Consider the following 14,073-nt stretch of genomic DNA (forward strand, 5'->3'; position numbering starts at 1 on the left):
CTCACTTGAAGCGGTAGGTGATCCGGCCCTTGGTCAGGTCGTACGGCGTCAGCTCGACGAGCACTTCGTCGCCGACCAGCACGCGGATGCGGTTCTTGCGCATCTTGCCCGCCGTGTGCCCCAGGATCTCGTGATCATTCTCGAGCTGGACGCGGAACATCGCGTTGGGGAGGAGTTCCACCACGCGGCCGCGCATCTCGAGCAGTTCTTCCTTGGCCAAAAAATACCTCGGTTCGTCGTGTTATAGGGTATGTCGAAGAGGCGCCGCCATAGCCGCAAAGCCGCCAAAAGGAAAGGCGCGCCGAATGACCTACGGATATGGGGTCGGGATGGGGTTTTGCAATCCTCCCCGGCACGGGGAGGGGGACCGCCGCGAAGCGGTGGTGGAGGGGGAGTGCCGCAAAGGACTCGCTTCGTGGAACCCCCCCTCCACCAGCCTGCGGCTGGTCCCCCTCCCCGTGCCGGGGAGGACCTTTACGCCGGATTATGCTGCGCCAGGAACGCCGCCATCGCCTTCAGGAATTCCAGCCGGTCCTCGGCGCGGGTGAAATGGTGGTCGGCGAGCGGCTGTTCGATGTAATTCACCGACTTGCCCGCGGCCTTCAGCGCGGCGACCATCATCCGGGACTGGTTTACCGGCACGCGCTTGTCCGCCTTGCCATGGACGATCAGCAGCGGGATCGCCATGTCGGCCGCGCCAAAGCGCGGCGAGACGGCGCGATAGTCGGGCGCCTGCTTCTTCAACCAGTCGGAGCGCGTCTTGCCGAACAGGAACTGCGAGTCGTACCGCTTCATTGCGGCAAGATCCGACACGCCCGCATAGGACACCGCGCAGCGATACAGCGCGCTGTTGCGCTGGGCCGCGCGCATCGCAGCATAGCCGCCATAGGAGGCACCGACCATGCAGGCGCGCTTGGGGTCGGCAATGCCTTCCTTGGCCGCCCAGGCGACTGCATCGTCCAGATCGTCCTGCATCTTCAGGCCCCATTCGCCCTCGCCCTTCTTGGCAAAGGCGGTGCCGTACCCGGAGGAGCCGCGATAATTGGGCTGGATCACCACATAGCCCAGCTCGGCCAGATATTGGCTCCACCAGTCCCAGCTCTCGGCATCGCGCGCGAAGGGGCCGCCATGCGGCATGACGATCAGCGGCAGGTTCTTGGTCCCATGTCCACGCGGCAGGGTCAGGACCGCCTCGATCACGGTGCCGTCGCGCGCGGGGTAGCGCACCGTACGCACCGGCGACAGCCGCTGCCCCTTCAACTGGGGATTGGTCCAGGACAGGAACTGCATGTTCCCATAGTCCGTATCCCAGTAATAAAGCGCGCCCGCCGAGGACGGGCTGCCGACCGTCACCAGGAAGCGGGTGCGCGCGGTGTTCCACGACACGATCTCGGCCCGGCGCGGGGCGACCGACTTGTCGAGCGCTTCCTGTATTTCCTTGATGTGCGGGTCGGTCCAGGCGTCGTGATAAGATTGGTCGGTATAGCGGATCGCCGAGATGTCGTTACCCGCCGGATTCCGGATGATACCGTCAATGTCATAGCCGGTGACGGTGCTGAGCTTGCGGCCCAGCTTCAGGTCGGGCAGCGAAACTTCGTACAACGCGTCATATCCGTCGCTGTCGTCGATCGCAAGCGCGGTGCCATCGGCGCGAAAGACGCTGGGGATCAGCACCGACTCGGCTTTGCGGCCATCGGCGCGCGCGATGGTGCGGAAGGATTCGGCGTTGGACTGGCGATAGAGGATGCTCTGCTTGCGGGTCTCGTCGCTGTAGCGCACCCCCATGCGCAGCTGGCCCTGGCCATCGGCATACCAGTCCCACACATCGGTCTGGCCGTTGGCGATCCGCTTGACCCGCCCGGTCGAGACATCCGCCTCGAAGACGGACGGATAGACATCGGCCATCGAATAGATGCCGGTCTGTTTGGCGAACAGGATGCGCGGGGTGCCGTCCTGCGCGGTCCACAGCACCTCGTCGGCGCGGAAGCCCGAATTGTCCCAGTCGATCTTCACCATCTTCTGCATGTCGGCGCGGATGCCGATCAGCCGGGTGACGTAATAATCCTCGCCCTGGATCGTGTCCTGGCTGCCCAGCCCGACGATCAGCCATTCGTCATTGACCCAGCGCCACCAGTTGACGTCGACCTTGTCGCTCAGCGCGGCCAGTGCTGGCTTGCCGTGATCCTTCAGGAGCGGCGCGACCATCAGATATTGCTTGCCGTTCAGCGCCCGCTTGCCCGCGATCCGGGTGCCGTCGGGCGACAGGGCGGGGCGCTCGAACTCGGGTAGCGCGGCAAAGGCCTCGACCGGCTGGGGGCCGACTTTTGCGGCGGCGGGTGCCGGAGTGGGGGGCGTCTTGGCCGCCTCCTGGGTCATGCCTGTCAACGTCATCAGGCCAAGCGCCGCCAACGATGCGCCCAGCATTCTTGCCCCACCCATGTCTTCACTCCCCCCCGTCGGCGACACTCCCCAGTGGCCGACTGATGCAGATTAGCAGCGCGGGAGCAGGAGGAAAGGGGATTCAGCCTTCGGACTGGTGTTCATAACCCCAGCGCGACGGCAGCGCGACTGGCTGACCCCCATCGGTCAGTGTCAGACCCTCACCGGGGGAGAAGGTGCCGACCCGCGTTGCGGCGACCGGCGGCTTCGTGTCGGGGGGCAGCGCGAAGAGCAGTTCGTAATCGTCCCCGGCAGTCGCGGCGGCCAGCCGGGCGGCGTGGTCCGTGCCTCCGAACGCCTGCGCCTCGACCGAAAGCGGGATGGTATCGAGCGTGATCTCCACCGCCAGCGCGCTTGCCCGTGCCATGCGAGCAGCGTCGATCAGCAAGCCGTCGGATACGTCCATCATCGCATGGACCACTGGCCCCAGCATGCGCCCCTCGACCAGTCGGGGCATGGGGCGCCGATAGGCGTCGCGCAGGACGAGGGGGCCGTGACCCTCCCTTGCGATACGCAGGCCGAGTCCCGCATCACCGATCCTGCCCGTGACCCACAGGCCATCGCCCGCCTTCGCCCCGTCACGCGACGGCGCGGCGGCGTCGCGGCCAAAGGCGGTCAGGGTCAGCGTGCGGGGGCCGCGCTTCGACACGGTGTCGCCCCCAATGAGGCGAGCCCCGAAGCGGGTGAGCACCGCCGCCAGCCCGTCAAGAAAGGCACGGTCCCAAGCCGAATCGCCCAGTGGGTAGTTGAGCAACACCCCCTCGACCAGCGCGCCCTTGGCGGCGAGGTCGGACAGGTTGGTGGCGACCAGCTTCCACGCGACATCGCCGGGCGGGTCGTCGGGCAGGAAATGCACGCCTTCGGCCAGCGTGTCGGTGGTGACGACCAGCGGTCCGGCATCGATCACCGCGCTGTCGTCGACCAAGTGCCGCGCGCCGGGATGCAGCGGCATCCGGCGCAACGCGGCGATGAACTCCGCCTCGGTCATCGGTTGATGTCGGGGGGCGGTTGGGGCGTCAGGTCCGCGCGACCTTGGCGATCGCGTCGAGCAGGCCGTTGACGAAGCCCGATTCGCGCTTCTCGTAAAAGGCGTGGGCGACATCGACATATTCGCTGATGACCGCGCCGACCGGCACGTCATGGCGCGCGATCAGCTCATAGGTCCCGGCGCGCAGGATCGCCTTCATCGGCTTGTCGAGCCGGTTCAACGTCCAGCCCTTGGCCAGCTTGTCCTCGATCATCACGTCGATCTCGCCCAGCCGCGCCTGCACGCCCTTTACGATATCGTCGAAGAAATCGATATCGGCCTCGGCATATTCGACATCCTCGATGGTCGCGCCGATGCGGTGATTGTGGAATTCGTGGAGCAGCGCCGCCAGCGGGGTCTGTTCCATGTCATGCTGATAAAGCGCCTGGACGGCGGCAAGGCGCGCGGCGGCGCGCGCCTGGGTACGGGCGTTGGGACGAGTCATTGGCGGGCCTTTACCGGGCTGTCGTCAATTCGTCACGTATTTTGGGAGAGGGGTGGGGCGTGGCCTTCGACTTCGCTCAGGCTGAAAGGCTGTTGGGTAATGGGGCCGATACTCCTTCACTCCGTTCAGTCTGAGCGAAATCGAAGGCCAAGGGCCGAACCCAGGCCGTCCAATAGGCCCCACCCCGGCGCAGGCCGGGGTCCAGTTGCGCGCTGATGGCGTGACTTACTGGCCTCTGCCAAACTGGATCCCGGCCTCCGCCGGGATGGTATATTACGAGGTTTTTTATCCATCCGCTGGCCACGGAAGCAAACGAATCACCGGTTGAGTCGCAACCGCAGCGCCACCGACTTGGCATGCGCGGGCAGCCCCTCGGCATGGGCCAGCGCCACTGTCGCGGGGCCGAGTTCGTTGAGCGCGGTTTCGGTCAGTCCCAGAAAGCTCGTCCGCTTCATGAAGTCGAGTACCGACAGCCCGCTCGCGAAGCGCGCGCGGCGTCCTGTCGGCAGGACGTGGTTCGGCCCCGCGACATAATCGCCGATCGCCTCGGGCGTGTGGCGGCCTAGAAACACAGAACCCGCATGGCGCACGCGATCGAACAGACCCTGCGGATCATCGACCGCGAGTTCGAGATGTTCGGGCGCCAGCCGGTCGACCAGCGGCATCGCCGCCTCCAGCGAATCGACCACGATGATCGCGCCGTTCGCGTCCCATGCGGTGCGCGCGACGCTGGCGGTGGCGAGTTCGGGGATCTGGCGATCGACCGCTTCGGCGACCCGTTCGGCAAAGTCGGCGTCGTCGGTGAACAGGATCGACTGGGTGACGGTGTCATGCTCGGCCTGGCTCAGCAGGTCGGCGGCGATCCAGTCGGGGTCGTTCCGGCCGTCGGCGACCACCACGATCTCGGAGGGGCCGGCGACCATGTCGATGCCGACCATGCCATAGACCTGGCGCTTGGCCTCCGCGACCCAGGCATTGCCGGGGCCGGTGACGACATCGACCCGCTGAATTCTCCCTGCGCCGTACGCCAGCGCGCCGATCGCTTGCGCGCCGCCGACCCGCCACACCTCGTCCACGCCCGCCAGATGCGCGGCAGCGAGGACCAGATGGTTGATCTCGCCCTTGGGAGTCGGCGTGACCATCACCAGCCGCTCGACGCCCGCCACCTTGGCCGGAATCGCATTCATTAACAGCGAGGAGGGATAGGCCGCGCGCCCGCCGGGCACGTAGATCCCGGCCGCATCCACCGCCGTCCAGCGCGCGCCCAGCCGGACCCCCTGCCCATCGAAATAGTCGCTGTCGGTGGGTTTTTGCTTTTCGTGATAGGCGCGGATGCGCGCGGCGGCGAGGTCGAGCGCGGCACGCAGTTCAGGCTCCAGCGCTTCGTATGCGGCGCGGCAGTCGGCCGGTTCGATCCGCCAGCCGGTTTCGCTCAGGTCATGCCCGTCGAACTGCTTGGTGAAGGCCGCCACCGCCGCCTCGCCATCGTCGCGGACCGCGCGCAGGATCACCTGCACGTCGCGTGCGACATCGGCATCGCTCTCGCGCCGCGCATCGACCAGTTCGCCGAAGGCGGCGGCGAAACCCGCGTCTTGCGTGTCGAGGCGGATCATGCGGCTTCCCTTTCGGCCACGGCGCGGCGGAACGCCTCGACCAGCGGCACGACCTGCGCGCGCGTCTTCATCGCGGCGCGGTTGACGACGAGGCGCGAGGTGACCTCCTCGATCACCTCCACTTCGACCAGTCCGTTTTCCTTGAGCGTGCGGCCCGAGGAGACGAGGTCGACGATGCGCGGCGCCAGGCCCAAGGTCGGAGCCAGCTCCATAGCGCCGTTCAGCTTGACGCACTCGGCCTGCACGCCGCGCGCGGCGAAGTGGCGGCTGGTGATATGCGGATATTTGGTCGCGACGCGGACATGGCTCCACCCGCGCGGATCGTCGCTTTCCGCCATGGCGGCGGGCTCGGCGACTGAGATGCGGCAATGGCCGATCTTCAGGTCGACCGGCGCGTACAGCTCGGAATAGCCGAATTCGGACAGCACGTCCGACCCGACGATCCCCAGCTGCGCCGCGCCGTGCGCGACGAAGGTGGCGACGTCGAAGGCGCGGACGCGGATCAGCTCAATGCCGGGGACATCGGTGGCGAAGCGCAGCGCGCGGCTGTCCTTGTCGGTGAAGGCGGCTTCGGGCCGGATGCCGGCGGCGGCGAGCAACGGCAGCGCCTCGGCCAGGATGCGTCCCTTGGGGACGGCGATGATGAGCGGCTGGACCATGAGGATCGGGGGCTTACCGGCGCGCAACCGGGATCGCAATTCTTATCCTCCCCGCATCGGGGAGGGGGACCATCCGCAGGATGGTGGAGGGGGAGTGCCGCAAAGGACGTCCCTTGTGGAAATCCCCCTCCGTCAGGCCTGGCGGCCTGCCACCTCCCCGTGCCGGGGAGGATTTGAGATCACACCTTCGCGGCGTAGATCATCCGGCCAGGGCCGAGATTGGCGAACACGCGGTCCAACTCGTTCTCGCCGACCGCGAAGCAGCCCTGGCTGCGGCCCAGCATCCCGTGGCTGCGGATCATGTCGCGATTGGCGTACCAGGCCGAGTGAATCACGATCGCACGGCCCAGCGCATTGTCGTTGGTGGGGTCGAGCCCAACCAGGCGCTGCGACCGGCCATGTTTGCCGACATAATAATTGTCGGTCAGGAAGGCCCCCTCGCTGCTGGCGTTCGAGTTGAACGCGTTGGAGAAGCGCTGGACATAGCCGCTATGCGACGGGTCCGATCCGCTGCCGTGCGAGACGAGCAGCGACGTGCTTTTACCGCTGATGAGGTCGACCAGGTGAAGGCGCGGTTCCGACGAGCCGACCGCGAAATCGACGATCGCCATCCGGTCGCGCTGCTTCACCTGCGAGCCGTGCTTCTGCAGCGAGGCCATCGCCTGGCGCAGCAACGCCGGGCGAACGACCCGCGACGAGGCCAGGATCGCCTGCGGCACCGCCGGAACGGTCGGACGGCTCGGGATCGGAGGCTGGCGCATCGGGCGAAGGTCGCCCGCCGTCAGCCGCTCCCGAGCGCTCACCGCCCCCGGAACCGCCAATGCCCCGGCCAGCACCAGCGCGTTCTTCAACAGCGCGCGCCGACCCGGCGTCGCGTCCAGATTATCGTGCATTTTGGTCCTTCAACCCCAGAAATCCCGCGACTCCTAGATAGCAAAGGTTGGGCCATTTTTCTGCCCGCCCCAGGATCCGTTGATCGCTTGGTTCCATCGACTCGGCGTAAGTTCCATTCCACCGCAAAAATTTTCGCTTGGCACCAATAGTCGCTTGACGGGTTTAAGAATTTGTGAACTCGCCAAGGAAAAGGGATATGAAGGCTTTCGCTTTTGCCGCCCTGCTGGGTGCAACGACGCTGGGTTTGGCCATGCCGGCGCTTGCCGAGGAGGGGCCGGGCACCGTCGCGGTGGCACAGGCCGCCGCCGCTCTTGCCCCCAACCGGTTCGTTTGGGCCGACCCTCAAATGACTGCGGTCGATCCGGTCGTCCAGCCGGTGACGGTCGTGGTAAGCCTGCCGATGCAGCGTGCCTATGTCTATCGCGGCGACGCGATGATCGCGGCGGCGTCGGTGTCGACCGGCAAGGACGGCAAGGACACGCCCGTCGGCATCTTCCCGATCCTGCAGAAGCGCGAGATGCATCGCAGCAACCTGTACAATGATGCGCCGATGCCGTTCATGCAGCGGCTGACTTGGGACGGCGTTGCGCTCCATGCGGGCAATAATCCGGGATTTCCCGACTCGCATGGCTGCATCCGGCTGCCCGCCGCCTTCGCCAAAAAGCTGTTCTCGGTCACCTCGGTGGGGACCAATGTGATCGTCACCGACCAGATGGTTGGCGATCATTTCGATCCGATGCTGCTGGAAACCGAGTCCTCCCAGGCCAATCAGGCGCAGTTGGCATCATTGGCCCGGTAAGCGTTCAGCCTGCGACCAGTCCCAGTTCGCGCAACTGCGGCCGCAGCGTTGCCTCATCGGTAAAGTGCAGCGCGTGGATCCCCAGCGCGGCCGCTGCGTCGATATTGGCGCGGTTGTCGTCGATGAATACGGCCTGCGCGGGCTCCAGTCCGAATCGGGCGAGCGCGAGCTGGTAGATGGCGGGGTCGGGCTTCACCAGCTTTTCGTCGCCCGACACCACGATGTCGCGAAAGCGATCGAACAACGCCGATTCGCGCGCGCGGAAGGGCGGCCAGAATTCATGGCTGAAATTCGTGATCGCGAACAGCGGCACGCCGCCCGCATCCAGTTCGGCGACAAGTTCGTGCATCCCGGCGATCGGATCGCCGATACTTTCGCTGAAGCGCGGACCCCATGCGGCGATCAGCTCGGCATGGTGCGGATGCAACGCGATCAGCTCCGCCGAAGTGTCGGCGAAGTCGCGTCCCGCATCATGCTGGAAATGCCATTCGGTCGTGACGACATCACGCACAAATGCATCGAGCGCCCGATCGTCTGCGATCAGGCGCCGATACAGGATCCGGGGATCCCAGTCGTACAATACGCGACCGACGTCGAAGATGACGGCGGTCGGCCGATCGATTCGGGTCGCGGGCAGGTCGTCCGCCACGATCGTCTCGATCAACCCCAAGGGTGATTAGCCCTGGCGCGCCTTGAAACGACGGTTGGTCTTGTTGATGACATAGGTGCGGCCGCGACGGCGGATCACGCGGTTGTCCCGGTGACGATCCTTGAGCGACTTCAGGGAATTGCGGATCTTCATGATCGATTCGCTTCTTTTGAACTGGAGGGTGATCTGGAAAGCGTCGCCGCCTAGTGGCAACGGGCGCCCAAGTCAAGGTTGCGGCATGACGGATGGGTCATCAATGCCGTGCCCTCTTCCGCCGCCGGATCATCCCCCATATGTCATGCGTTGCCCATCCGTAACATCCTTGAAGGTGTCGTCGACTCATGAAAGCCCGCTCGCTCCTGATCCTCGCGGCCGCCGCCGGTGCGCTGGCCGCCTGTTCCACCACGGGCGGGCGCCTGCCGCCGACCGAGGTGATCCGCTATCACCTGGGCGAGCCGATTGCGCGCGGGACGGTTCGCGTCGAGCCGCTGTCGAACACCGGCCCGGCCAGCATCGAGTTCAAGACCTATGCCGCCGCGGTCGAGACCGCGCTGCTGCGCAACGGCTACACGCTGCCGCAGGGCGATGCGCAGCCCGATTACGTGGCCACCGTGTCCTTCACCCGTGCGAACCGGCTGGGTCCGCCGCGTCCCTCGCCCTTCTCGATCGGGCTGGGCGGCGGCAGCTTCTCCGGCGGTCGCGGCGGTGGTGTCGGCCTGGGCGGGGGCGTGAGCTTCCCGATCGGCAAGAGCCGCCCGCAGGAGATCATCGGCACCGAGCTGTCGGTCCAGATCAAGCGCCGCATGGACCAGTCGCCCATCTGGGAAGGCAGCGCGCGCAACATCGCACCGGTCGAGGCGCTGGCCAAGATCGATGTCCAGGCTCAGGCGGCCAAGCTTGCCGATGCGCTGTTCACCAAGTTCCCCGGCGAATCGGGCCGCACGATCGAGGTGAAGTAAGGCGATGACGCTGACCATCAATGCCGCGTTCGACGGCGGCAATATCCGCGTCGTGCGTATCGAGGGGGACCGGGTCGATCTGGAGATCGCCCAGGACCGCGACTCGGACTTTTATCAGTGGTTTTATTTCCGCGCCGGCGGGGTGAAGGGGCGGACGCTGACCTTCCGTATCCTGAACGCCGCGGGCTCGGCCTATCCCTTCGGCTGGCCGGGCTATCATGTCCGGGCCTCGACCGACCGGCAGGACTGGCGGATGACGCCGACCGCCTACGCCGACGGCGTCCTCGAATGGCAGTGGACGAGCGAGACCGACCTGGCCTGGTTCGCCTATTTCGAGCCCTATACGATGGAGCGGCACAATGACCTGATCGCGCGGGTCGCCGCGCGGGGCGTTCATCACGAGGAGATCGGCCAGACGCTCGACGGTCAGCCGATCGACTATTTGCGCATCGGCACGGGGGCGAAGCAGGTGTGGCTCTATGCCCGTCAGCATCCGGGCGAGTCGATGGCCGAATGGTGGATGGAGGGCGCGCTCGACTGGTTGACCAGTCCGGCGGCCCAATCACTGCTGGCCGCGGCCACCGTCCATGTCGTGCCCAACATGAACCCCGATGGCACGCGGCGCGGGCATCTGCGCACCAATGCCGCGGGCGTGAACCTGAATCGCGAATGGCATGATCCGACGCCCGAGCGCAGCCCGGAAGTGCTGTGCGTGCGCGGTCGGATGGACCAGACCGGCGTCGATTTCGCGATCGACGTGCATGGCGACGAGGCGATCCCGGCCAATTTCATCGCCGGCTATGAGGGCATTCCGAGCTGGACCGAGGATCACGGCGCCAAATTCTATGAATTCGGCCGCCGCCTCGCTGCGCATACGCCCGATTTCCAGACCCAGATGGGCTATGAAAAGGCGAGCGCGGGCAATGCCAATCTGTCGATGTCGACCAACCAGCTCGCCGAGCGGTTCGGCGCGGTGTCGGTGACGCTGGAAATGCCGTTCAAGGATCATGATCCCAACCCGGACGCTGTGCATGGCTGGTCGGGGGAACGGTCGGCGAAACTGGGCGTGTCATGCCTGGAGGTGCTGTCGGAGATGATCGGGGAGATTTGATTCGCTAAGGGCGGGGGCTTCGGTCCCCGTCCCTGTGCCTTCCCAAGCCCCGGCTACCTGCGCACCCCCACCGCCGCCAGATAACGGTCCAGTTCCGCCAACACCCGTTCCATTCCGGTGCTATCCTCCGCCTCGGCGCGCACGGTCAGTGCGGCCTGCGTGTTCGACGCCCGCAACAGCCACCAGCCATCGGCCGTTCGCACCCGCACCCCGTCGGTATCGTTGACCTCCGCCCCGTCGCGGGTCAGCGCCGCCGCGACCCGGTCGACCATCGCGAACTTGTCCGCCTCTGCCACCGCGATCCGCGTCTCGGGAATGTCGACCATGGCGGGCATGGCACCGCGCAATTCGGTCATCGAGCGGCCTGACAGATAGACCGCGCGGATCAGGCGGATCGCGGCGTAATGCGCATCGTCGAATCCGTACCATTCGCCCGCAAAGAACATATGGCCCGACATCTCGCCGCCCAAGGGCGCTGCGGTTTCGAGCATCTTGGTCTTCATCAGGCTGTGGCCGGTCTTCCACATCACCGGCTGGCCACCCAAGGCTTCGATATGGTCGAACAGCGCCTGGCTGGCCTTCACGTCCGCGACGATCGGCGCGCCGGGATGCTCGGCCAGCGCCGGCCCGGCAAGCAGCATCAGGATCTGATCGCCCCAGATGACGCGGCCCTGTCCGTCGATCGCGCCGATCCGGTCGCCATCGCCGTCAAAAGCGAATCCGAAATCGAGGCGTCTCTCGGCCACAAGCCGTTTGAGCGCCTCTAGATTGGCCTCGACCGTCGGATCGGGGTGATGATGCGGAAAATGACCGTCCACATCGGTGAACAGCGTATGGTGCTCACCCGGCAGGCGCTGGACCAGCTTCTCGATGACCGGGCCGGCCGCGCCGCTGCCGCAGTCCCAGCCGATGCGATAGGCACCCCCGGCATGGCCCGCGACCAGCCGATCGACATAGCTATCCAGAATGTCGACATCCTCGACCTGGCCCGCCCCCTCGGTCCAGTCGCGGGCGGCCGCCATGCGCGCCAGATCCTGCACATCCTCGCCGAAAAAGGGGCGGTGGCGCAGCACCATCTTGAAGCCGTTATCATCGCGGGGGTTGTGGCTGCCCGTTACCTGTACGGCGCCTTCCACCCCTAGGGTCGCTTCGGCGAAATAGACCATCGGCGTAGGGCCGACCCCTAAGCGCACGACATCGACGCCGCTGTCGGTCAGCCCCTCGACCAGCGCGGCCTCCAGCATGGGCGAGCTCAGCCGCCCGTCGCGCCCGACCACGACGCGGCTTCCCCCTGCGCGCCGCACCCGCGTGGCGAAACCGCGCCCGACCGCATAGGCCGCGCCTTCGTCCAGCGTCTCGGGCACCGTGCCGCGGACATCATATTCGCGGCAGGCGCTGGGGTGGATCGCGGCCGCCCGCTCAACCATCACGGCGTGCCAGCAACAAGTCGCGCGCGGCATTGACCCGCCGGGTCAGATCGGCCGATCCGCCGCGATCGGGATGGACCTGCCCGATCAGGCGGCGATGCGCCTGGCGGATCGAATCGGCATCCGCGCCCGGCGGCAGGTCCAGGATCGCCAGCGCGTCCGCCTCGTCACGGGGCAGGCGGGGTGCGAGTTTCGGCTTGGCGGGGCGCGGCAGATAGCGCCACACCAGCCAGATGACCGCCAGCGCGATCAGCCATTTCATGCGGCGGCGTCTGCCTCGTTCACACCGGTCGCCAGGGCTTCGGCCCCCGCTTCGGGAAGCTGCAGCGCCGCCATCATTTCGCGCAGTTCCTGCCGCGCGGCGACATGGCCCAGACCCATAGCGCCGAATTCCTTGGCGTCGATCATGGTCAGGCCGTTGGGGAACATCTCACGATAGATGACACGCTCGCCCAGACCCGGAATGACGCGAAAGCCGACCCGGCGCGACAAATCGACCAAGGCGTCGGACACGCGGCGCATGTTACGCGCCTCGATATGCTGCAGCCTGTTGCGCAGCACGACCCAGTCGATGGTGGTGCCGTCGGCGCGCGCCCGCTGCTTGCGCGCGTCCCAGATCAGCTCCGAATAGAAGCTGGGGCGCGTGACCTGGAACGTTTCGGGATCCACTTGGCCGATCAGGTCGAAGTCGACGAAACTGTCGTTCATCGGCGTCACCAGCGTGTTGGACAGCGCCGCCGCCGTCCGTGCGAAATGATCGTCGCGCCCCGGCGTGTCGACGATCAGGAAGTCGGCATCCTGGGAAAGGCCGAACCAGAGATCCTCGAACCCCTCCTCGGTTTGGCTGGTGTGAGTCGCATGGACCGGCATGGGCAGCTTGTGCCCGGTGCGTTTGATCGTCTCGGCGCGATTGTCGAGATAGCGGCCCACCGTCCGCTGGCGATGATCCAGATCGAGACACGCGACGCGCGCGCCCTTCGCAGCCAGCGCAATGGCCACATGAACCGCCGTCGTCGATTTGCCCGTGCCACCTTTTTCATTGGCAAAGACAATCACGTGCGTTGAAGATAGCCGCTCCGGCAACTCGTCGCTTCCTTATTGATCCCCGTTGCCACCCTACATAGAAGCCCTCGGCGTGGGGAACGAGGGGTAAAATCAGTGCAAGTCATTCGGGATCGCGAAGCCCTGGTCGAGGCGCTCGCCGCTCTGCGTGCCGAGGGCGTGCGCGTGGCGCTGGTGCCGACCATGGGCGCGCTCCATGCCGGGCACATCGCGCTTGTCGAGGCGGCGAAGCGGCCGGGGACGAAGGTGGTCGCGTCGATCTTCGTAAACCCCAAGCAGTTCGGCGCGGGCGAGGATCTGGGCCGTTATCCCCGGCGCGAACAGTCCGACATCCGGATGCTGACCGAAGCGGGATGCGATCTGCTGTGGATGCCCGGCGTCGAGGTCATGTATCCCGAGGGTCATGCGACATCGATCCGGGTGGAGGGCGTCAGCGACGGGCTGGAGGGCGCATCGCGGCCCGGCCATTTCGACGGGGTCGCCACCGTGGTCGCCAAGCTGTTCAACCAGGTCGGCCCCGATGCCGCCTATTTCGGCGAGAAGGATTTCCAGCAACTGGCGGTCATCCGCCGCATGGTCGCCGATCTCGACTTTCCGATCGATGTGGTCGGGGTGCCGACCCAGCGTGACGATGACGGCTTGGCCCTGTCGTCGCGCAACATCTATCTCGACGAGGAACAGCGGGCCAAGGCAGTCGCCCTGCCGCGGGCGCTGGGTGTCGCGGCGCGGGCGATCGGACGCGGCGAGGATGTCGCAACCGTTCTGGCCGATGCACGCGCCACGCTGGCGGCGGCCGGGTTCGAGGTCGATTATGTCGAACTCGTCGATGCCGAGACGCTGTCCCGCGATGCCGATGCGGACCGCCCCCGTCGCCTGGTCGCAGCCGCGCGAATGGGATCGACCCGACTGATCGATAATATCGTTGTCATCGATCCGTCATGAGTTAACGAATTTGTGACCGTTGTGGCCATAGACCGATGATCGGACGA

The 14,073-nt window shown here is 66.2% G+C and carries 16 protein-coding genes; 4 read left to right on the plus strand and 12 right to left on the minus strand.

Translation table 11 applies throughout. The annotated features are described in order from the left end of the window. Position 1: 1 nt before the first annotated feature. The 7 genes from infA to GGR45_RS00900 form a co-directional block, all read right to left on the minus strand. The gene (gene infA, locus GGR45_RS00870; RefSeq protein ID WP_007403889.1) at positions 2 to 220 is read right to left on the minus strand and encodes a translation initiation factor IF-1; all 219 of its coding nucleotides are present in this window, start codon (positions 218 to 220) and stop codon (positions 2 to 4) included. 254 nt (positions 221 to 474) lie between these two features. Further along, complete coding sequence (locus tag GGR45_RS00875) at positions 475 to 2,439, minus strand: alpha/beta hydrolase family protein (RefSeq protein WP_246357973.1); 1,965 nt, start codon at positions 2,437 to 2,439, stop codon at positions 475 to 477. An 82-nt stretch (positions 2,440 to 2,521) separates the two neighbouring features. Continuing rightward, a complete protein-coding gene (gene thiL, locus GGR45_RS00880; RefSeq protein WP_175313452.1) occupies positions 2,522 to 3,427 on the minus strand; it encodes a thiamine-phosphate kinase in 906 nt (301 codons plus the stop codon). A 28-nt stretch (positions 3,428 to 3,455) separates the two neighbouring features. Continuing rightward, positions 3,456 to 3,911, minus strand: a complete 456-nt coding sequence (gene nusB, locus GGR45_RS00885) for a transcription antitermination factor NusB (protein ID WP_175313454.1) — start codon at positions 3,909 to 3,911, stop codon at positions 3,456 to 3,458. Positions 3,912 to 4,228: 317 nt separating this feature from the next. Then, a complete protein-coding gene (hisD, locus tag GGR45_RS00890; RefSeq protein ID WP_175313456.1) occupies positions 4,229 to 5,524 on the minus strand; it encodes a histidinol dehydrogenase in 1,296 nt (431 codons plus the stop codon). Next, complete coding sequence (hisG, locus tag GGR45_RS00895) at positions 5,521 to 6,183, minus strand: ATP phosphoribosyltransferase (protein ID WP_175314136.1); 663 nt, start codon at positions 6,181 to 6,183, stop codon at positions 5,521 to 5,523. The genes hisD and hisG overlap by 4 nt, the downstream gene beginning before the upstream one ends. 179 nt (positions 6,184 to 6,362) lie before the next feature. Beyond that, positions 6,363 to 7,076 (minus strand): murein L,D-transpeptidase catalytic domain family protein, encoded by a 714-nt coding sequence (locus GGR45_RS00900; RefSeq protein WP_175313458.1) that lies wholly within the window; start codon positions 7,074 to 7,076, stop codon positions 6,363 to 6,365. A gap of 197 nt (positions 7,077 to 7,273) precedes the next feature. Here GGR45_RS00900 and GGR45_RS00905 point away from each other — a divergent pair, with 197 nt between their 5' ends. Further along, positions 7,274 to 7,876, plus strand: coding sequence for a L,D-transpeptidase family protein (locus GGR45_RS00905; RefSeq protein WP_175313460.1), 603 nt, complete (start codon positions 7,274 to 7,276; stop codon positions 7,874 to 7,876). 4 nt (positions 7,877 to 7,880) lie between these two features. On the opposite strand, the gene GGR45_RS00910 is transcribed toward GGR45_RS00905, so the two are convergent. Together GGR45_RS00910 and ykgO are read right to left on the minus strand one after the other, a co-directional pair. Beyond that, positions 7,881 to 8,540, minus strand: coding sequence for an HAD family hydrolase (locus GGR45_RS00910; RefSeq protein ID WP_246358006.1), 660 nt, complete (start codon positions 8,538 to 8,540; stop codon positions 7,881 to 7,883). A 12-nt stretch (positions 8,541 to 8,552) separates the two neighbouring features. Continuing rightward, positions 8,553 to 8,678 (minus strand): type B 50S ribosomal protein L36, encoded by a 126-nt coding sequence (ykgO, locus tag GGR45_RS00915; protein ID WP_003046794.1) that lies wholly within the window; start codon positions 8,676 to 8,678, stop codon positions 8,553 to 8,555. A gap of 188 nt (positions 8,679 to 8,866) precedes the next feature. On the opposite strand from ykgO, the gene GGR45_RS00920 reads away from it, so the two are divergent. Further along, positions 8,867 to 9,484, plus strand: a complete 618-nt coding sequence (locus GGR45_RS00920) for a DUF4136 domain-containing protein (RefSeq protein WP_175313461.1) — start codon at positions 8,867 to 8,869, stop codon at positions 9,482 to 9,484. A 4-nt stretch (positions 9,485 to 9,488) separates the two neighbouring features. Then, positions 9,489 to 10,595 carry a M14 family metallopeptidase gene (locus GGR45_RS00925; protein ID WP_175313463.1) on the plus strand — a complete coding sequence of 369 codons (1,107 nt, stop codon included), beginning with the start codon at positions 9,489 to 9,491 and terminating at the stop codon, positions 10,593 to 10,595. 53 nt (positions 10,596 to 10,648) lie between these two features. On the opposite strand, the gene pgmG is transcribed toward GGR45_RS00925, so the two are convergent. From pgmG to GGR45_RS00940, 3 genes are read right to left on the minus strand one after another with little or no spacing between them, the layout of a single operon-like run. Further along, the gene (pgmG, locus tag GGR45_RS00930; RefSeq protein WP_175313465.1) at positions 10,649 to 12,022 is read right to left on the minus strand and encodes a phosphoglucomutase/phosphomannomutase PgmG; all 1,374 of its coding nucleotides are present in this window, start codon (positions 12,020 to 12,022) and stop codon (positions 10,649 to 10,651) included. Beyond that, positions 12,015 to 12,284, minus strand: a complete 270-nt coding sequence (locus tag GGR45_RS00935) for a J domain-containing protein (protein WP_175313467.1) — start codon at positions 12,282 to 12,284, stop codon at positions 12,015 to 12,017. The genes pgmG and GGR45_RS00935 overlap by 8 nt, the downstream gene beginning before the upstream one ends. Continuing rightward, positions 12,281 to 13,105 (minus strand): division plane positioning ATPase MipZ, encoded by an 825-nt coding sequence (locus GGR45_RS00940; RefSeq protein WP_175313469.1) that lies wholly within the window; start codon positions 13,103 to 13,105, stop codon positions 12,281 to 12,283. The genes GGR45_RS00935 and GGR45_RS00940 overlap by 4 nt, the downstream gene beginning before the upstream one ends. Positions 13,106 to 13,180: 75 nt before the next feature. Here GGR45_RS00940 and panC point away from each other — a divergent pair, with 75 nt between their 5' ends. Then, entirely contained in the window at positions 13,181 to 14,026 is an 846-nt protein-coding gene (panC, locus tag GGR45_RS00945) for a pantoate--beta-alanine ligase (RefSeq protein WP_175313471.1), read from the plus strand. Positions 14,027 to 14,073: the final 47 nt, after the last annotated feature.

The organism is Sphingomonas zeae (assembly GCF_014197135.1).
GTDB lineage: Bacteria > Pseudomonadota > Alphaproteobacteria > Sphingomonadales > Sphingomonadaceae > Sphingomonas > Sphingomonas zeae.

What these genes read in the sequence shown, in the direction of transcription:
- GGR45_RS00925 (WP_175313463.1), top strand. Translation starts at nt 9,489, where the DNA reads ATGACGCTGACCATCAATGCCGCGTTCGACGGCGGCAATATCCGCGTC.
- thiL (WP_175313452.1), bottom strand. Translation starts at nt 3,427, where the DNA reads ATGACCGAGGCGGAGTTCATCGCCGCGTTGCGCCGGATGCCGCTGCAT.
- GGR45_RS00920 (WP_175313461.1), top strand. Translation starts at nt 8,867, where the DNA reads ATGAAAGCCCGCTCGCTCCTGATCCTCGCGGCCGCCGCCGGTGCGCTG.
- hisG (WP_175314136.1), bottom strand. Translation starts at nt 6,183, where the DNA reads ATGGTCCAGCCGCTCATCATCGCCGTCCCCAAGGGACGCATCCTGGCC.
- hisD (WP_175313456.1), bottom strand. Translation starts at nt 5,524, where the DNA reads ATGATCCGCCTCGACACGCAAGACGCGGGTTTCGCCGCCGCCTTCGGC.
- pgmG (WP_175313465.1), bottom strand. Translation starts at nt 12,022, where the DNA reads ATGGTTGAGCGGGCGGCCGCGATCCACCCCAGCGCCTGCCGCGAATAT.
- GGR45_RS00900 (WP_175313458.1), bottom strand. Translation starts at nt 7,076, where the DNA reads ATGCACGATAATCTGGACGCGACGCCGGGTCGGCGCGCGCTGTTGAAG.
- GGR45_RS00875 (WP_246357973.1), bottom strand. Translation starts at nt 2,439, where the DNA reads ATGGGTGGGGCAAGAATGCTGGGCGCATCGTTGGCGGCGCTTGGCCTG.
- GGR45_RS00935 (WP_175313467.1), bottom strand. Translation starts at nt 12,284, where the DNA reads ATGAAATGGCTGATCGCGCTGGCGGTCATCTGGCTGGTGTGGCGCTAT.
- GGR45_RS00905 (WP_175313460.1), top strand. Translation starts at nt 7,274, where the DNA reads ATGAAGGCTTTCGCTTTTGCCGCCCTGCTGGGTGCAACGACGCTGGGT.
- ykgO (WP_003046794.1), bottom strand. Translation starts at nt 8,678, where the DNA reads ATGAAGATCCGCAATTCCCTGAAGTCGCTCAAGGATCGTCACCGGGAC.
- nusB (WP_175313454.1), bottom strand. Translation starts at nt 3,911, where the DNA reads ATGACTCGTCCCAACGCCCGTACCCAGGCGCGCGCCGCCGCGCGCCTT.